Origin of the sequence: Actinoplanes sp. CA-015351 (genome assembly GCF_050955685.1) — a bacterium.
GTDB lineage: Bacteria > Actinomycetota > Actinomycetes > Mycobacteriales > Micromonosporaceae > Actinoplanes.
On sequence record NZ_CP192102.1, the window covers coordinates 7731989 to 7749266 of the forward strand.

A 17278-nucleotide genomic window follows, 5' to 3' on the forward strand; every position below is an offset into this window, starting at 1 on the left:
GCCTTCGTCCCCGGCACGGCCATGTCCGATTCCCGCCAGCATGAGGGTGGGAACGGGGAGCAGACTCGACAGCATGGAGCTGGACTTCGAGCGTTGTTACCGCGCTGTCGACAGCCGTGATCAGCGGTTCGACGGGTGCTTCTACACGGCTGTGCGGACCACCGGGATCTACTGCCGGCCGTCCTGCCCCGCCGTCACACCGAAACGGGAGAACGTCACGTTCTATCCGAGCTCGGCCGCCTCCCAGCGCGCCGGCTTCCGTGCCTGCCGCCGATGCCGGCCCGACGCCGCACCCGGATCCCCCGAATGGGACGTACGTGCCGACACCATCGGACGGGCCATGCGGCTCATCGGCGACGGCGTCGTCGACCGCGAAGGAGTCACCGGGCTGGCCGGCCGGCTCGGATACACCGAACGGCACCTCAACCGGATGCTCACCGCCGAACTCGGCGCCGGACCGCTCGCGCTCGCCCGCGCGCAACGGGCACAGACCGCGAGGATCCTCGTCGAGACAACCGAACTGGGGTTGGCCGAGATCGCGTTCGCGGCCGGGTTCGGGAGCGTGCGGCAGTTCAACGACACGATGCTTGAGGTATATGCCGGATCGCCCAGCCAGTTGCGGGAGAAACGGCCCGCCGGCCGCGCCGAAGCCGGCGTGATCAATCTGCGGCTGGCGTATCGGCCACCGTTTCACGCGGCGTCGCTTCTCGAATTTCTTGAGGCACGAACCCTGCCGGGTGTGGATGAAGTGTGCGGTGACACGTACCAAAGGGGCCTGGTCCTGCCGCATGGGAGCGCGACTGTGGCGCTCAGGCCTGGGGAGCGGTGGGTTTTCGCGACGTTGAGGCTCAGCGATGTGCGGGATCTGGCGCCGGCGGTGGCGCGGTGCCGGAGGTTGTTCGATCTGGATGCGGATCCGGTGGCGGTGGACGGGATGTTGGGGGCGGATCCGGCGTTTGCAGAGGCGGTGCGGAGGGAGGCGGGGGTGCGGGTGCCGCGGGCTGTTGATGGGTTTGAGATGGCGGTGCGGGCTGTGGTGGGGCAGCAGGTGAGTGTGGTGGGGGCGCGGACTACTTTGCGGCGGATTTTGCGGGCCGCTGGGGATTTGGGCGGAGTGGTGGCCCTCTCCGAGGGCCCCTCCCCCACCACCGAACCAACCGCCCTGGCGGGCGCCTCCGAACTGACCGGCTTTCCCACGGCAGCCGTCATCGCCGGCCTTCCCGACTCCGCGTTCGGGATGCCGGCCTCTCGCCGGGCGACCATCCGCGCCCTGGCCTCCGCGGTAGCCGACGGCAAACTCGACCTCGAACCGGGCGCCGACCGGCCAGAAACCGTCGCCCGCCTGCTCGAACTCCCCGGCATCGGCCCGTGGACGGCCGGTTATGTCGCCATGCGCGCGATCGGCGACCCGGACGTCTTCCTGGAGACCGACCTGGCGGCTCGCCGCGGTGCGGCCGCGCTGGATCTCCCGGACTCGCCGAAAGCCTTGGCAAAGCACGCGGAACGCTGGCGCCCCTGGCGTTCGTACGCGCTGATCCGGCTCTGGCGGGCCGCCTGAAACTTACTCGCCTGACAGCAGCCCGTTGGAGTTATCCACATTCCACGGTTATCCACAGGCCTGCGTCTGGCGATCCGCATTTCGCGCCATCATCGGGCACTCATCAAGCCCCAGCGAGCTCTCATCAAGCTCTCATCGAGCAAGGAGACAACGATGCTTCGTCATTCGACGTTGGACACACCCACCGGCCCATTCACCGTGATCGCCACGGATACCGGCGCGGTTCGGGCAGCCGGTTTCACCACGGACGTTCCCGAGTTGATGCGGCTCGTGCATCCCCAGCTGAGGGGACCGGTCGAGCCTGACGACGTGGGCCCGGTACGCGACGCGGTGCGTGCGTATCTTGACGGCGACCTGGGCGCGCTGGATGCGATCGAGGTGCAGCAGTTCACCAAGGGCGGCTTTATGGGTCACGCCTGGGAAGTGATGCGGGAGATCAAGCCGGGTACGCCGGTGACATATACCCAATATGCGGAGTTGGCCGGTCGACCGGAGGCTATCCGGGGTGCGGCGCAGGCTTGTGCCCGCAATGCGGTGGCGCTGATCCTGCCGTGTCATCGGGTGTTGCGTACGGACGGTTCGCTGGGCGGTTATCGGTGGGGGCTGCCAGTGAAGTCCTGGCTGCTGGCGCACGAATCACGGGGCTGATCTCCGGCAAGCCAATCCCGGGTCAATTCGTCGCAGTCGGCTCGTCGCAGCCGGCTCATCGCGGGCCGGTCAGTCGCGGGCCGGTCAGTCGCGGGCCGGTCAGTCGCAGGCCGGTCAGTCGCCGGCAGTCAGCCACGGGCCAGGTCGTCGCGGGCAAGCCGGCCGAGATGCGGGCACACGTTGAATGCCGCCAGCGGTGACGAGCGCTCACATTACTCGTCCGTGTGCCGCTGTCTCGGCCCTGGCGTAGATGAAATCGCACGTTGCCATTGCGTGTTCCCGCATCCACGCTGCCGACCGATTTGTCCAGGCCACTGCCCCGCCAGCTACCCACAGAAGGGGGCGGTCAGCGCACACAGAACGCGGGCGCGTGCGCTCGCCACCGCCCTGGGGCCGGCCGGTCAGCGCACACAGAACACGTGCGCTCACCGCCACCCTGGGGCGGTAAGCGCACAGAACGCGTGCGCCCACCACCCCTTGTCAGCGGTCCGCCCCGCGAACGGCGCGCGGCGAACGACGACGAACGACGACGAACGACGGCGAAGGGCGGCGAAGGGCGCGCGGCGAGACAAGGCCTGAAGACGTCGAAGCAAGACCGGAACCCAGTCAAAACAGGACCCCGAAGAAAACCGGAGCCCCGGACGACCCCACAACCCCCCGACCCGCAAACCGCCTCGCCGACACCCGCACCGGAAAACTAGGCTGGCCGGCATGACTGATACGGGAACCGGCCGTCACGGTCTCCCCGAGCGCCCGTCGCTGGACGGCCTCGAGGAGAAGTGGGCGCCACACTGGCAGGGGGAGGGTACGTACGCGTTCGACCGTTCCAAGGAGCGTTCGGACGTATTCTCGATCGACACGCCCCCGCCGACCGTATCGGGGTCGCTGCACATCGGGCACGTCTTCTCCTACACGCACACCGACACCATCGCGCGCTTCCAGCGGATGCACGGAAAGACCGTCTTCTATCCGATGGGCTGGGACGACAACGGCCTGCCCACCGAGCGCCGCGTCCAGAACGTCTACGGCGTGCGCTGTGACCCGAGCCTGCCCTACCAACCGGACTGGGAACCGCCGGCGAAGCCACCGAAACCGCCTGTCTCCATCTCCCGGCGCAACTTCGTCGAGCTCTGCGAGAAGCTGACCGCCGAGGACGAAAAGGCGTTCGAGTCCCTGTGGCGCAAGCTCGGGCTGTCCGTCGACTGGGGACTGACCTATTCGACGATCGGGCGCAAGTCGCGGGCGGTGTCGCAGCGGGCGTTCCTGAACAACCTGCAAAACAATCTCGCCTACACCGCCGAGGCCCCGACTCTCTGGGACGTCGGCTTCCGTACCGCGGTCGCGCAGGCCGAGCTGGAGGATCGGGAGCGGCCGGGCGCGTACCACAAGCTGCGCTTCCACAGCCAGGACGGCCCGATCGAGGTCGAGACCACGCGACCGGAGCTGCTGCCTGCGTGTGTCGCCCTGGTGCATCATCCGGGCGATCCCCGCTTCGCGGGTCTCACCTCGGTCCGGACCCCCTTCTTCGATGTGAAGGTTCCGGTTCTGGCCCATCCGCTTGCCGCAACCGACAAAGGTACGGGAATAGCAATGGTCTGCACGTTCGGTGACCTCACCGACGTGACGTGGTGGCGTGATCTGAAACTCGACACGCGCGTGGTCCTCGGCCGGGACGGGCGTTACCTGCCGGACGCGCCCAAGGGTGTCCCGGTCGCCGCCTACCAGGGTTTCGCCGGGCTGACCGTGGCAGCGGCCCGCAGGGAGATGATCCGGCTGCTGCAGCAGACGGGTGATCTTCTCGGGGAGCCGCGGCCGATCACGCATCCGGTGAAGTTCTACGAGCGCGGCGAGAGCCCGCTGGAGATCGTCACGAGCCGGCAGTGGTTCATCCGCAACGGCGGGCGTGACCCGGAGCTGCGGGAGCGCCTGCTGGCGCGCGGGCAGGAGCTGCGCTGGGTGCCGGAGAGCATGCGCCATCGGTACGACCACTGGGTGGGCGGCCTGACCGGCGACTGGCTGATCAGCCGGCAGCGGTTCTTCGGCGTGCCGATCCCGATCTGGTACCGGGTCGGTGAGTCGGGGGAACCGGACTACGACCAGCTGCTGACACCGGACGACGCCACGCTGCCGGTGGACCCGTCGTCGGACTGCCCGCCGGGCTTCACCGAGGAGCAGCGTGACGTGCCGGGTGGCTTCACCGCCGATCCGGACGTGATGGACACCTGGGCGACGTCGTCGCTGACCCCGCAGATCGTCACGGGCTGGAGCACCGACGAGGACCTGCACGCCCGGACGTACCCGATGGACCTGCGCCCGCAGGGTCAGGAGATCATCCGGACCTGGCTGTTCACGTCGGTCCTGCGCGGTGAGCAGTTGTCCGACGCGCTGCCGTGGGAGCGGGCGGTGGTGTCCGGCTGGATCCTGGACCCGGACCACAAGAAGATCTCCAAGTCGATGGGCAACGAGGTGGAGACCCCGGGCCCGCTGCTGGAGAAATACGGTTCGGACGCCGTCCGGTACTGGGCGGCGAGTGGCCGGCCCGGCGCTGACCTGGCGTTCGAGCCGGCGCAGCTGAAGGTCGGCCGGAGGCTGGCGACGAAGCTGCTGAACGCGTCGAAGTTCGCGCTCGGCCTTGGCGCGGCCGAGGCGCTGCGGCAGCCGGTCACCGAGCCGCTGGACCGGGCCATGCTGGGCCGGCTCGCCGAGGTCGTGACCGAGGCGACGGCGGCTTTCGAGCGGTTCCAGCACACCGACGCGCTGCAGGTCACCGAGACGTTCTTCTGGACGTTCTGCGACGACTACATCGAGCTGGTGAAGGAACGGGCGTACGGCGAGGGCACGGGCGCCGACTCGGCGCGGGCGGCTCTCGCTGCCGGCCTGTCGGTGCTGTTGCGGCTGTTCGCGCCGTTCCTGCCGTACGTCACCGAGGAGGTCTGGTCGTGGTGGAGTCACGGTTCGGTGCACCAGGCGACGTGGCCGACTCGGCACGAGCTGACCCGGGTGGCGCCGGACAGTGACCCGTCGCTTCTCGATCTGGCGGGTGACGCGCTGCGGCAGGTCCGCCGGGCCAAGTCCGACCGGAAGCTGTCGATGAAGACGGAGGTGCCGCTCGCCGAGGCGCTCGGCCCGGCAGAGCTGCTCGACCGGCTGACCCTGATCGACGGCGATTTCCGGGCGGCGGGCCGCATCGTGAAACTCGACCTGCTCCGCGACCGCACCCCGGAGCTGGTCATCGCCTGCGCGTTCTGATCACCGCGAAGGCCCCTCGCTACCTGGCCCAAATGCCGGTAGTGAGGGGCCTGAGCAGTCCATCATTGAAGGCATGTCCTTCGCCCCGGAACAGGTCGAGGCCCCGGCTCGGGACGCGGTGCTGTTCCGGTCCTCGCCGGCGCGCTCCTTCGCGACGCTCTTCGCCGCGCTGATCGTCGCGTACCTTCTGGCCTCGCCCGCGGTGGCCTGGTTCGCTCGCGAGACGGGCGACCCCTGGTGGGTGATCGCCTTGCAGGCGATCGCGGTCGCGGCCGGCGCCGCCGGCCTTTACACGGTCTCAGCGCGCGCGGCACTTCCCACTTGGGTACGCGTATCCGAGGTCGGCCTGGAACTGGCCGCCCAGGACAGCGACCCGATCCTGCTGGAGTGGCCGGACATCTCCGCAGTGGTGATCCGCCGCGTCGGACTGCGCACGGTGCTCGAAGTGGTGCCGGGCGACATGGACACGGTGCATCCGGTGCAGGACGCCGCCGACGGCGCCCCGGCGCTGACCGACACCCCGCGCGGCCAGGCGTTCACCGCCGACCTGAGTCAGCTGTGGCCGAACCCGAAGGCGCTGCGCCGGGAGCTGGAGCACTGGATGCTGGTCAAGAAGAACCAACCGGTCCGCCGGTTCTGACGGCAGGGTCAGAAGTCCCCGCCGCCGCCGAAGTCGCCGCCGCCGCCCCAATCTCCGCCGCCGCCGCCCCAGTCGCCGCCACCGCCGAAGTCGGAACCGCCGCCGAAGTCGGAGCCGCCGTCGAAGCCGCCGGCCGTCACGTCGCCGCCGCCCCAGTCGCCGCTGTCGAAGCCCGGGTCGCCGAAGCCACCGTCACCGAAGCCCGGCGAGAAGAGCGCGTCGAAGATCAGCATGCCGCCGAGAACACCGGCACCGGCGCCGAGCGCGGTTTTCCACACCGGTGTCGAGTACCACCCGGCGGGCACCGGCCGGCCCTGCACCCGGCCGCCGGGGTAGTAGTAGGGCGTCGCCGTACCGGGCTGCGGGCCGGCGCGGTACTGATGGCCCTGCACGGTGACCTCGCGCTCCTGGGTGAGCCGCCCGGTGCCCTGGGAGGCGGCCAGCGGGGGCACCTCGGGACCAGGGTCGAGGCCCATCGCGGAGCGGGCGGCCCGCACGTACGCCAGGCCTTCGAGCGCTGACTCGCGGGCCAGCTCGAACTGGCGTACCGAATTGGCCTGCTGGAGCTGACCGCCGGCCGCGTTGTAACGCTCGCTCGCGTCAGCGAGCGCCTGGCGCGCGGCCGGGTCCTCGGAGACCAGGTTCATCACCTGGCCGCCGAGCCGTTCGTACCACCTCTGCGCCTCGGCCCGGGCGTCGTCGAGCTGCGTCTGCTTGCGGGCTTGTCCACTGCGTTGTGCCACGGCGATGACCAGGGCGACGATCGCGAGGATGACCAGGATGAGTAACACGCCCTTCATGTTTCACACGGTACCTCCGCAAGGCTTGTCCTACCTTTCTGGCAATCTGCGGAGGTGACGTTCTCGACGCTCGCTGTGATCCTCGTCTGCCTCGCTGCCGGCGCCGCCCTGGGATGGCTGGTCGCCCGGGCGCACGCCGCCACCGACATCGCCCGGCTGGAGGCGACCCTGGCCGCCGCCCGCGAGGGTGAACAGCGTCTCGAACAGTCGCTGCGGGCGCTGTCCTACGAGTCGACCGCCCAGTCGCAGGAGGCGGTGGCCCGTGCCGTGGCGCCGCTGCAGGACACCCTGCGGCGTTACGAGGACCGGGTCGCCCAGCTGGAACATGACCGGGTGGACGCGTACGCGGAACTGCGCGAGCAGGTCCGGGCCATGGGTGTCGTCTCCGGTGAGCTGCGCACCGAGACCCGGCAGCTGGTGTCGGCGCTGCGTGCCCCGCAGGTGCGGGGCCGCTGGGGTGAGCACCAGCTGCGGCGCATCGTGGAGGCGGCCGGCCTGCTGGAGCACTGCGATTTCGCCGAGCAGGTCACCGCGTCCACCGACGATCAGGGTGTCCGCCCCGACCTGGTGGTGAGGCTGCACGGCGGCCGGGCCGTGGTGGTCGACGCGAAAGCGCCGCTGGAGGGTTATCTGTCGGCGATGGAGGCCCGCGACGAGCGGACCCGCGACTCCCACCTGGACATGCACGCCCGCCACCTGCGGGCGCACGTGGACCAGCTGTCGGCGAAGAAGTACTGGGCGGCGTTCGACGAGGCCACCGATTTCGTGGTCCTGTTCGTCCCGGCCGACCCGTTCCTGGACGCGGCCCTGCAACGCGACCCTTCGCTGATGGAGCACGCGTTCCGCCGCCACGTGGTGCTGGCCACCCCGGCGACGCTGATCGCGCTGCTGCGCACGGTGGCGTACTCGTGGCGGCAGGAGGCCCTGGCCCGCAACGCGGTGGCGGTGCACACCCTGGCCCGTGAGCTGTACGGGCGGCTGTCCACGCTCGGCGACCACGTGTCCAAGCTGGGCACGTCGCTGACCGGGGCGGTCACCGCGTACAACAAGGCGGTCGGCTCGCTGGAGTCACGGGTGCTGGTGAGCGCCCGCAAGCTGGCGGAGATGGGCGTGACCGGCGACGACCTCGTCGAGGTCCCCCAGGTCGAGGTGATGCCCCGCCAGCCCCAGGCCCCCGAACTCAGCCAGCCCTAGCCGCCGCGAGCCGTCAGCCACGAGCGCCCCGCCTCCTCACCGGTTACGAGGCGTTTTGCCCGCGGAGCGAAGCGGAGCCGGCAAGCCCAGCGAGCTTCATGTCGCGGCGCAGCTCCTGCGGCAGCGAGAAGGTCAGCCGCTCCTCGGCTGTCGTGTACTCGGTGACCTCGCCGAAGCCGCGCGAGCCGAGGTGTGCGAGCACCTCCATGACCAGCTCTTCCGGAACGCTCGCGCCGGACGAGACGCCGACCGTGGTGGCGCCCTCCAGCCACTCGTCCTGGATCTCGGAGGCGAAGTCGACGAGGTGACCGGCCCGGGCGCCGGCGCCGAGGGCGACCTCGACGAGGCGTACCGAATTGGAGGAGTTCGTCGAGCCGACGACGATGACCACGTCGCAGTCCGGGGCGATCTCCTTGATCACGTGCTGCCGGTTGGATGTCGCGTAGCAGATGTCGTCGCTCGGCGGCGACTGCAGCAGCGGCAGCCGGGTCTTGAGCCGGGCCACCGTCTCCATCGTCTCGTCGACCGACAGGGTGGTCTGTGACAGCCAGACGACCTTGTTCGGGTCGCGGATGACGATGTTGTCCACGTCGTCGGGGCCGTCGACCAGCTGGATGTGCGCGGGAGCCTCACCGGCGGTGCCGATGACCTCCTCGTGCCCCTCATGGCCGATCAGCAGGATGTCGTAGTCGTCGGCGGCGAACCGTTTCGCCTCGTGGTGCACCTTCGTCACCAGCGGGCAGGTCGCGTCGATCGCCTTGAGGTTGCGCTCGCGGGCCTGCTCGTGGACCTCGGGCGCCACGCCGTGGGCGGAGAAGACCACGGTTGACCCCTCGGGGACCTCGTAGTTCTCCTCCACGAAGATCGCACCGCGGGCTTCCAGGGTGCTGACCACGTGCTTGTTGTGCACGATCTGCTTGCGCACGTAGACCGGGGCGCCATAGAGCTTCAGCGCCTCCTCGACGGTCTGCACGGCGCGGTCGACGCCGGCGCAGTATCCACGCGGCTTGGCGAGCAACACACGCTTACGAGGTTCAGTCACCCGGCCATGGTACGTGGACCGCTCCCTTGCCTGTCGATGTGCGATCAGCGCCACAGGGCGGGCAGAGCGACCGTTTTGCCCCGAAAGTCAGAGATCGGGCGCGATACTGACGTTCATGGGCGGCGCGCATCGGGGTGAGGATCCCTGGGCCGCGTGGCCGTCGATCCCGGCCGTGCTGCGGGTGATGGCCGGCTGGTTCTTCGTCGGTATCGGCGTACTGAATCTCGCGGTCGAGGTGGACGGCGGCCTGACCGCCCCCTATCTGACCTTCCACGCGGTGCTGCTGGCCGGCGGGATGCTGCTGCTGTCCTGGCACCGGTTCGCCCCGAGCCGGGCCGCTGGCCTGGTCGCCGCGCTGCTCGCGCTGGCCGGCATGGCGGCCACCGCGGTCCCGGTCACGTCCGGGTGCTGCCTCGCTGATCATCCGCAGCGGCGCGGTTACCCGTTCCCGTTCCTCGGCACCGGCGACGGTGTGCACGTCGACCCGGAGTACGTCGTCACCGACCTGATCTTCTGGGGTTGCGCGGGCCTGATGCTGCTCGTCGTGCTCAGCGGAATCGAGCGGCTGCTGCCGGAACGGCGTACCCCGGTCGACCTCGGCGGTTATCAGGCCAAGCACGCCGAGACACGAGCGATGGACGCCACCACCGATCGTGCCGAGGAGAATGTCGGTGGTCTTACGTAATCTAGCCGGGTGACCCAGCCAGAAGCCAACGGGACCGATCCCAAGAGCAGCGCCGACGAGCCGTGGCCGGTCCGCGTGGTCAGCCAGAAACTCGGCGCCTGGATCGCGAAACTCGGCTGGGTCTGGGTCGACGGGCAGGTCGCCCAGATCAGCCGCCGTCCCGGCTCCGGCGTGGTCTTCCTGACCCTGCGCGACCCGTCCGCCGACCTCAGCCTCACCGTCACCGCCCACCGCGACGTGCTCGACGCCGGCGCGCCGGAGCTGGCCGAGGGCGCCCGGGTCACCATGCACGCGAAACCCGAGTTCTACCCCGGCCGGGGGACGCTGAGCCTGCGCGCCGACGAGATCCGCCAGGTCGGTCTCGGTGAGCTGCTGGCCCGGCTGGAAAAGCTGAAAAAGCTGCTCGGCGCCGAAGGCCTGTTCGCCCGCGACCGCAAGCGGCGGCTGCCGTTCCTGCCCGGCCGGATCGGCCTGATCACCGGGCGGGCCAGCGCCGCCGAGCGCGACGTCCTGATGAACACTCGCCGCCGCTGGCCGGCCGTGGACTTCCGCGTGGTCAACGTCGCGGTGCAGGGCCCGACCGCGGTGCCGCAGATCATCGACGCGCTCAAGGTGCTGGACAACGACGACACCATCGACCTCATCGTGATCGCGCGCGGTGGCGGCAGCGTCGAGGACCTGCTGCCCTTCTCCGACGAGGCGCTGTGCCGGGCGGTCTTCGCGGCCCGCACCCCGGTGGTCAGCGCGATCGGGCACGAGACCGACGCGCCGCTGCTCGACTACGTGGCTGACCTGCGCGCCTCCACCCCGACCGACGCGGCGAAGCGGATCGTGCCGGACCTCGCCGACGAGATGCGCCTCATCGAGATGGCCCGTAACCGGCTGGACCGCGCGGTCATCACCCTGATCGAGCGGGAACGGCAGCGGATCGAGGCGTGGCGGTCCCGGCCGGTGCTGGCCCGGCCGGAGTCGCTCATCGACCAGCGGTCCGCCGAGGCGGTCGCCCTGCGGGAGCGGGCCGGGCGCAGCCTGGAGCACCGCCTGCGCCGCGCCGACGACGACCTGCGGCACACCGTGGCCCGGCTGCGCGCGCTGTCGCCGGCCGCGACCCTGCAGCGTGGTTATGCGATCGTGCAGCGCGCCGACGGTCACGTCGTCCGCGCCGCGGACGACGTGACCGCGAAAGACCTTCTCCGGATCCGGCTCGCCGAGGGCGAGATCCAAGCGACGGTACGCGTCAAAGCAGCCAAGCCAGCCAAAGCAGTCGAACCAGTCGAACCAGTCGATGCACAGGAGAACTGATGACCGACGAGAACCTCAGCTACGAGCAGGCCCGCACCGAGCTGGCCTCCGTGGTGGAACGACTGGAGCAGGGCGGCGGCTCGCTGGAGGAGTCGCTGGCCCTGTGGGAGCGCGGCGAGAAACTGGCCGACGTCTGCCAGCGCTGGCTCGACGGCGCCCGCGAGCGGATCGAGGCCGCCCGCGCAGCCCGAGCCGGCGACTGACCGCCCGCCCAGCCCGAGCCGGCGACTGACCGCCCGCCCAGCCCGAGCCGGCGACCAGCCGAGCGTCAGGGCAGCGCCGACGCCAGCGTCTCCAGGTTCTTCTGGTCGGTCTTGCCGACCAGCACGATCGTGCGGTTCTCCTCGGTCACGATGAACGCGATCTCGCCCGGCCGCCCGGCGTACGTCATCCAGGCCCGGTTCGCCGAGCGGAACGTGCCGGTCCGCTTGCCCTCGTCGCCCACCTCGGCGGGGACCAGGGTGGCCGCCGGCACAGTGCTCTGCACCATCAGGATCGGGTCGGCGTCCGGATCGGCGTAACCGATGCGCAGCGTCGCCCCGCCGTTCTCGTTGCGGAAATTGGCCGACGTGACGGTCCAGTCCTCGCCGAGGCCGGTCGGCTGCACGACGGTGAAATGGGCCGAGGCCAGCTGGACGGCCGACGACGGGTCCTTCGCGATCGGCTTGTCGCCGTCGAGCACCACGCGCCAATACGTCATCCCCAGTCCGATCGGGATGAGCAGCACCAGCAACGACAGGATCATGTCGCGGTGACGGCGGCCCTCACGCGGGGCGAGCCGCGGGGACGGAGCGGCAGGGGCAGACGCAGCGGGTTCCACGCATCCCATTGTTAACCATGTCGCTGAACCGAGACTTGGCGCGTCCTCGGATGCCAGGATCGGAAGACTTACCAGGAACCGGCTCCGCTTCACCGCGCCCGGCTTCTGCCCCGCAACGTCGCGAGGAGGCCCCCGTGCCAGCCCGAGTCCCCCAGGACCTCGACCGCAACATCGCCCTCGACCTGGTCCGAGTGACCGAGGCGGCCGCCATGGCCGCTGGGCGCTGGGTCGGTCGCGGTGACAAGAACGGCGGAGACGGCGCCGCCGTCGACGCCATGCGCAAACTCATCAACTCGATCCAGATGCGCGGCGTCGTGGTGATCGGTGAGGGTGAGAAAGACGAAGCGCCGATGCTTTTCAACGGGGAGCGGGTCGGTGACGGCACCGGTCCTGAGGTGGACGTCGCGGTCGACCCGGTCGACGGCACCACGCTGATGAGCAAGGGTATGCCGGGCGCGGTGGCGGTCCTCGCGGTGGCCGAGCGCGGCGCGATGTTCGACCCGAGCGCCGTCTTCTACATGGAGAAGATCGCGGTCGGCCCGGACTGCGCCGACGTCATCGACATCAACGCCGGTGCCACCGAGAACCTGCGGCGCATCGCCAAGGCGAAGAAGTCGAGCGTCTCCGACGTCACGGTGTGCATCCTGGACCGTCCGCGGCACTCCAAGCTGGTCGAGGAGGTCCGGCAGGCCGGCGCGAACATCCGGTTCATCTCGGACGGTGACATCGCCGGCGCCATCGCGGCGGCGCGGGAGGAGTCCGATGTCGACGTGCTGATGGGCATCGGCGGCACCCCCGAGGGCATCACCGCGGCGTGTGCGCTCAAGTGTCTCGGCGGCATGATCCAGGCGAAGCTGTGGCCGCTCGACGAGTCGGAGCGGGAGAAAGCGGTCGCCGGCGGGCACGACCTGGACCGGGTGCTGTCCACCGACGACCTGGTCACCGGCGACAACTGCTTCTTCGTGGCGACCGGCGTGACCTCGGGCGACCTGCTCAAGGGCGTGCGGTACCGGGCCGGTGGCGCACACACCCAGTCGATCGTGATGCGATCCAAGAGCGGCACGATCCGGGTGATCGACTCGTATCACCGGCTGGAGAAACTCGCGCTGTACTCAGCGGTGGACTTCGACGGGCACCTGCCCACTCTGTAAACGAAACGCGGGTAAAACGAAACGCGGGTAGAACGAAACGCGGGTCAGCGCCGGCGGCGGAACAGCACCGCCGCCAGCGCGCCGCCCACCAGGCCGAGCAGGTGCCCCTGCCAGGAGACCCGCGCGTCGGTGGGCAGGATGCCGTACAGCTGGTACCAGTACAGCAAGCCGATGAAGACGGCCACCGCGAAGTTCCACCAGCTGCGCTCGACCAGGCCGCGGGTCAGCAGGATGCCGAGGTATCCGAAGATGACGCCGCTGGCGCCGACCACGACACTGCGCGGGTCGCCGATGATCCAGACGCCGAGCCCGGACACCCCCATGATCAGTACGGTCGACCAGATGAACCGGCGCACGCCTCCGGCCAGCACGAACGTGCCTAGCAGGATCAACGGGACCGCGTTGCCGTACAGATGCTCCCAGTCGGCGTGCAGGAACGGGCTGAACAGGACGCCGTCGAGCCCCTGGATGTGCCGGGGAATGATGCCGCCGGCCACGTCGAGCGTGCCGGGACCGAGGGCGACGTCCAGCGCCTCGATCAGGAAGAGTCCCGGGACGATGGCGCACATCGTGACGAAGGCGCGGCCCAGCGCCGCGTAGAACGCCTCGGTGCCGAACTTCGCCGCCTCGTCCTCACGTGCCTGCTGCGCCCACCCGCCGTACCCCATGCTCCTGATGGTGTCAGCCGGGCGCACCCGCGGCCACTCAGGTTCAGCTCAGCTTGCGAGTAGCTGCAAGGATCGCCTCACGAAACTTCGACACCTGCGTATATACGCCGAAATAGCCGTCGCGGGCACATCCGAGTCCCCAGCTGACGATCCCGACCTGTACCCACTTGCCGTCCCGGTCCCGGCGCACCATCGGACCCCCGGAATCCCCCTGGCAGGTGTCCACGCCGTGCTTTCCCGCGCAGATCGACTCGTCGCGGACCAGATCGACGCCGACCCGGTGGAATGCCTTGGCGCAATCCTCGTCCGGGATGGTGGGCACGTCCGCGTAGTGCAACCGGCGCTCCTGCCGCAGCGCGGTCTCCTGGGTCTGCCCCCAGCCCATCACGGTGAACGTGCCCTCGTCGCGGCTGCCGTCCGGGACCAGATCCAGGGTGGGCAGGTCGAGGGCGCGTTCCAGCCGGACCACGGCCCAGTCGTCGCCACTGGTCTCGGTGATGAAATCGGGTGATCGAAACACCTCGACCGATTTCACCGTGATCGCCTTCTTCGACTTCAGATCGGGCGCCCCGGCCGTGACGGTGATCTTCCGGTTCGGACCGGTCTTGCCGACGCAGTGGCCGGCCGTGAGCACCACCCGGGGCGCGGTCAGCGTCCCGCCGCAGCCCATCGAGAGCCGCACCGCCCACGGGAACCTGCCGGCCGTGGCGACCTTGCCGCCGATGACCTCTCGGATGCGCCCGTCCGCCCGGGCCGGCATGGCTCCGACCGGCAGCACCAATGCGGCAGCCAGGACAAGCGAAGCGGCATTTCGGACCATACGGACATTGGATCACAGCAAAAGAGGGCTGCGCGGCGTGCCGCGCAGCCCTCTTTACGTCAGATCAGTACCAGCCGACGTTCTGCGAGTGGCTCCATGCTCCACAGGGCGTGCTGTACCGGCCCTTGATGTAGCCGAGGCCCCACTCGATCTGGGTGGCCGGGTTGGTCTTCCAGTCCGAGCCCTCCGACGCCATTTTGCTGCCGGGCAGGGCCTGCGGGATCCCGTACGCGCCGGAGCTGCGGTTCGTGGCCTTGTAGTTCCAGCCACTCTCCTTTTTCCACAGCTTGTCCAGGCAGGGGAACTGGGCGAGGCCGAAACCGGCGTCGAGCATCAGGGCACAGCCGATCTTGCGGCTGCCGCTGTAGTCGTTGCAGGAATCCGGGATCTCGCCGGTGTAGACCACCGGTCCGCCGGACTCCTCGGCTTTCTTCGCCTCGGCCGCCTTCTTCTCGGCTGCCTCCGCGGCGATCGCCTTTTTCTCCAGCGTGCGCGCCTTGCCGGCGGCGGCCTTGGCCTCGGTGGCCGCCTTCGCCGCTGCGGCGTCCTCCGCCTTGCTCCGGAAGGCCCGGGCAGCCGCGTGTTCCGCCTGACGCGCTTTCAGCAGCTGAATCTCATCCGCGTTCGCCTGCATGACGAGCTGGGACTCAGCGCTGGCTTGCTGGATCTCCCGGTTCTGTCCGAGGTAGACACCGCCGACCAGTCCCGCGAGGAGAAGACCGACAGACGCCGCACGAACACCGAGCCGGCTCCAGAGCCGCTTCACGAAGAATCCCTTCGTCGGGGGCAATGACGCGGTGCGATCCTGCCGTCACCGGCAGTTACGCACCGCGAGCACCGCGACCACGTGGGGCCGCCACCTCGAACTACCGAGGGGGTGGCTCCAGTCGATCTCCGACGTCGTTGCCACGCGATGGCGCTCGCCAGACACCATGGCGCAACGTGAAGTGGATGTGAAATGCCAACGCGGTCTTGTGACGTTAGTCACTCGTTTTTTTAGCTCATTTCGGCACAAAGTCCCGCGCTGGCGTCATCTCACAGGGGGATTTCCTCCAACAGGTCGGTGACCACCTCAGCGATGGGAGACCGCTCCGAACGGGTCAGCGTGACATGGGCGAAGATCGGATGCCCCTTCAGCGCTTCGATCACCGCGGTCACACCGTCGTGCCGGCCGACCCGCAGATTGTCACGCTGGGCCACGTCATGGGTGAGCACCACCCGTGAGTTCTGGCCGATGCGGGACAGCACGGTCAGCAGCACGTTGCGCTCCAGCGACTGTGCCTCGTCGACGATGACGAACGCGTCGTGCAGGCTCCGGCCCCGGATGTGGGTCAACGGCAGGACCTCGAGCATCCCGCGGGCCATCACCTCCTCGACCACGTTGGCGTGCGCCACCGAGCCGAGGGTGTCGAAGACGGCCTGCGCCCAGGGCGACATCTTCTCCGACTCGCTGCCGGGCAGGTAGCCGAGTTCCTGGCCACCGACCGCATAGAGAGGCCGGAAGACGATCACCTTCTTGTGGCGGTTGCGCTCCATCGTCGCTTCCAGGCCGGCGCAGAGCGCCAGCGCGGATTTGCCGGTGCCGGCCCGGCCGCCCAGCGAGACGATCCCGACCGACTCGTCGAGCAGGATGTCCAGCGCCACCCGTTGCTCGGCCGAACGGCCCCGCAGCCCGAAGGCATCCCGGTCACCGCGGACCAGCCTGACGCTCTTGTCCGGGTTGACCCGGGCCAGCGCCGAGCCCTTCGAGGAGTGGATCACCAGGCCGGTGTGGCAGGGCAGGTTCTCCGCCTCCTCCAGCTCCAGCTCGTCGCCGGCGTAGAGGGAGACCACCTGATCCTCGGTAAGTTTCAGGTCGGCCATGCCGGTCCACGTCGGGTCGCTGGCCTGGCCGTGCCGGTACTCGTCGGCGGTCAGACCGACCGAGGCGGCTTTCACCCGTAGCGGCATGTCCTTGCTGACCAGCGTGACGTCGCGGCCTTCCGCGGCCAGCCCGAGCGCCACCGACAGGATGCGGGTGTCGTTCGAGTCGTTGCGGAAGCCCTGCGGCAGCGCGCTCTGGTCGGCGTGGTTGAGCTCGACGCGGACCGTGCCGCCCTCGTCGTTGCAGAGCACCGGCTGATCCAGCCGGCCGAACTTGATCCGCAGCTCGTCCAGCATCCGCAGAGCCTGCCGGGCGAACCAGCCGAGCTCGGCGTGGTGACGTTTGCCCTCCAGTTCGGAGATGACCACGAGGGGAATGATCACCTCGTGATCGGTGAACCGGCGGAACGCCGCCGGGTCGGACAGCAGGACCGAAGTGTCCAGGACGAAGACGCGGCCGGCCGGGGCGGGCTCAGCGTCGGTGTGCCGGTCTCGCACCTTGCGGCGCGAGGTGGTGGCACGAGTCGTGGTCACCTTGTCGGCCGGGTCGGAGTTCGAAGCGACACCGGCATCGGTACGGCGAGATGTCACAGGCCTGCTCCAGCGAGCGTGCAACCCGCCGCCCGCGGTCCGCCACCTCCGGCCGCCGGCACATGCACAGGGCAGGATTGCGGGCCCTGTGGCGCAAGTTGTCGCAGGTCCGGGCCGGCCGGCTGGCTCGGGATGACCCCGTGCCATGACTCAAACGCTAGCGGTCAACTGCGTCCTGCGGTAGTGCGCAAATTCGGGCACTCAGGGGTGACGCTCACCCCACGCGAAATCGTCGCGCTTAAAAGAC

16 protein-coding genes are annotated in these 17278 nt (G+C 69.4%); 9 read left to right on the top strand and 7 right to left on the bottom strand.

Annotated elements, in window-relative coordinates; all coding sequences use genetic code 11:
- Nucleotides 1–73 precede the first annotated feature (73 nt).
- The 4 genes from ACQP2E_RS35110 to ACQP2E_RS35125 all read left to right on the top strand — a co-directional run bounded on the left by ACQP2E_RS35110 (nt 74) and on the right by ACQP2E_RS35125 (nt 6095).
- Nucleotides 74–1558, top strand: a complete 1485-nt coding sequence (locus tag ACQP2E_RS35110) for an AlkA N-terminal domain-containing protein (protein WP_433827262.1) — start codon at nt 74–76, stop codon at nt 1556–1558.
- A gap of 153 nt (nt 1559–1711) precedes the next feature.
- Nucleotides 1712–2206, top strand: coding sequence for a methylated-DNA--[protein]-cysteine S-methyltransferase (locus tag ACQP2E_RS35115; RefSeq protein ID WP_433827263.1), 495 nt, complete (start codon nt 1712–1714; stop codon nt 2204–2206).
- 711 nt (nt 2207–2917) lie between these two features.
- Nucleotides 2918–5455 (top strand): valine--tRNA ligase, encoded by a 2538-nt coding sequence (gene valS, locus ACQP2E_RS35120; RefSeq protein ID WP_433827264.1) that lies wholly within the window; start codon nt 2918–2920, stop codon nt 5453–5455.
- 73 nt (nt 5456–5528) lie between these two features.
- Entirely contained in the window at nt 5529–6095 is a 567-nt protein-coding gene (locus ACQP2E_RS35125) for a hypothetical protein (protein ID WP_433827265.1), read from the top strand.
- Between the two features lie 8 nt (nt 6096–6103).
- Here ACQP2E_RS35125 and ACQP2E_RS35130 read toward each other — a convergent pair whose 3' ends face one another.
- Nucleotides 6104–6895 (bottom strand): hypothetical protein, encoded by a 792-nt coding sequence (locus tag ACQP2E_RS35130; RefSeq protein WP_433827266.1) that lies wholly within the window; start codon nt 6893–6895, stop codon nt 6104–6106.
- A 54-nt stretch (nt 6896–6949) separates the two neighbouring features.
- On the opposite strand from ACQP2E_RS35130, the gene ACQP2E_RS35135 reads away from it, so the two are divergent.
- The gene (locus ACQP2E_RS35135; RefSeq protein WP_433827267.1) at nt 6950–8089 is read left to right on the top strand and encodes a DNA recombination protein RmuC; all 1140 of its coding nucleotides are present in this window, start codon (nt 6950–6952) and stop codon (nt 8087–8089) included.
- Between the two features lie 43 nt (nt 8090–8132).
- Here the strand turns inward: ACQP2E_RS35135 and ACQP2E_RS35140 are convergent, their stop codons facing one another.
- Nucleotides 8133–9179, bottom strand: coding sequence for a 4-hydroxy-3-methylbut-2-enyl diphosphate reductase (locus ACQP2E_RS35140; protein ID WP_433834190.1), 1047 nt, complete (start codon nt 9177–9179; stop codon nt 8133–8135).
- Nucleotides 9180–9246: 67 nt separating this feature from the next.
- On the opposite strand from ACQP2E_RS35140, the gene ACQP2E_RS35145 reads away from it, so the two are divergent.
- Genes ACQP2E_RS35145 through ACQP2E_RS35155 form a run of 3 tightly spaced genes read left to right on the top strand, consistent with a single transcriptional unit; the run spans nt 9247 to nt 11321 of the window.
- Nucleotides 9247–9816: a hypothetical protein gene (locus tag ACQP2E_RS35145; protein WP_433827268.1), complete on the top strand. Its 570-nt coding sequence runs from the start codon at nt 9247–9249 to the stop codon at nt 9814–9816.
- A gap of 9 nt (nt 9817–9825) precedes the next feature.
- A complete protein-coding gene (gene xseA / locus ACQP2E_RS35150) occupies nt 9826–11118 on the top strand; it encodes an exodeoxyribonuclease VII large subunit (RefSeq protein WP_433827269.1) in 1293 nt (430 codons plus the stop codon).
- Nucleotides 11118–11321, top strand: coding sequence for an exodeoxyribonuclease VII small subunit (locus tag ACQP2E_RS35155; RefSeq protein ID WP_433827270.1), 204 nt, complete (start codon nt 11118–11120; stop codon nt 11319–11321). Before xseA ends, ACQP2E_RS35155 begins: the two co-directional genes overlap by 1 nt.
- Before the next feature lie 65 nt (nt 11322–11386).
- On the opposite strand, the gene ACQP2E_RS35160 is transcribed toward ACQP2E_RS35155, so the two are convergent.
- A complete protein-coding gene (locus tag ACQP2E_RS35160) occupies nt 11387–11938 on the bottom strand; it encodes a DUF4245 domain-containing protein (protein ID WP_433827271.1) in 552 nt (183 codons plus the stop codon).
- 134 nt (nt 11939–12072) lie between these two features.
- On the opposite strand from ACQP2E_RS35160, the gene glpX reads away from it, so the two are divergent.
- Nucleotides 12073–13089 (top strand): class II fructose-bisphosphatase, encoded by a 1017-nt coding sequence (glpX, locus tag ACQP2E_RS35165; RefSeq protein WP_433827272.1) that lies wholly within the window; start codon nt 12073–12075, stop codon nt 13087–13089.
- Between the two features lie 44 nt (nt 13090–13133).
- On the opposite strand, the gene ACQP2E_RS35170 is transcribed toward glpX, so the two are convergent.
- The 4 genes from ACQP2E_RS35170 to ACQP2E_RS35185 all read right to left on the bottom strand — a co-directional run bounded on the left by ACQP2E_RS35170 (nt 13134) and on the right by ACQP2E_RS35185 (nt 17031).
- Complete coding sequence (locus ACQP2E_RS35170) at nt 13134–13757, bottom strand: rhomboid family intramembrane serine protease (protein WP_433827273.1); 624 nt, start codon at nt 13755–13757, stop codon at nt 13134–13136.
- A gap of 43 nt (nt 13758–13800) precedes the next feature.
- Entirely contained in the window at nt 13801–14577 is a 777-nt protein-coding gene (locus tag ACQP2E_RS35175; RefSeq protein WP_433827274.1) for a S1 family serine peptidase, read from the bottom strand.
- A 64-nt stretch (nt 14578–14641) separates the two neighbouring features.
- The gene (locus tag ACQP2E_RS35180) at nt 14642–15343 is read right to left on the bottom strand and encodes a lytic transglycosylase domain-containing protein (RefSeq protein WP_433827275.1); all 702 of its coding nucleotides are present in this window, start codon (nt 15341–15343) and stop codon (nt 14642–14644) included.
- 269 nt (nt 15344–15612) lie between these two features.
- Entirely contained in the window at nt 15613–17031 is a 1419-nt protein-coding gene (locus ACQP2E_RS35185) for a PhoH family protein (RefSeq protein ID WP_433827276.1), read from the bottom strand.
- Between the last annotated feature and the right edge of the window lie 247 nt (nt 17032–17278).

Bases quoted from the DNA above. Each gene is read 5' to 3' on its own strand.
- ACQP2E_RS35125 (WP_433827265.1), top strand. From the start codon at position 5,529: ATGTCCTTCGCCCCGGAACAGGTCGAGGCCCCGGCTCGGGACGCGGTG.
- ACQP2E_RS35130 (WP_433827266.1), bottom strand. From the start codon at position 6,895: ATGAAGGGCGTGTTACTCATCCTGGTCATCCTCGCGATCGTCGCCCTG.
- ACQP2E_RS35145 (WP_433827268.1), top strand. From the start codon at position 9,247: ATGGGCGGCGCGCATCGGGGTGAGGATCCCTGGGCCGCGTGGCCGTCG.
- ACQP2E_RS35170 (WP_433827273.1), bottom strand. From the start codon at position 13,757: ATGGGGTACGGCGGGTGGGCGCAGCAGGCACGTGAGGACGAGGCGGCG.
- valS (WP_433827264.1), top strand. From the start codon at position 2,918: ATGACTGATACGGGAACCGGCCGTCACGGTCTCCCCGAGCGCCCGTCG.
- ACQP2E_RS35110 (WP_433827262.1), top strand. From the start codon at position 74: ATGGAGCTGGACTTCGAGCGTTGTTACCGCGCTGTCGACAGCCGTGAT.
- ACQP2E_RS35115 (WP_433827263.1), top strand. From the start codon at position 1,712: ATGCTTCGTCATTCGACGTTGGACACACCCACCGGCCCATTCACCGTG.
- ACQP2E_RS35155 (WP_433827270.1), top strand. From the start codon at position 11,118: ATGACCGACGAGAACCTCAGCTACGAGCAGGCCCGCACCGAGCTGGCC.
- ACQP2E_RS35175 (WP_433827274.1), bottom strand. From the start codon at position 14,577: ATGGTCCGAAATGCCGCTTCGCTTGTCCTGGCTGCCGCATTGGTGCTG.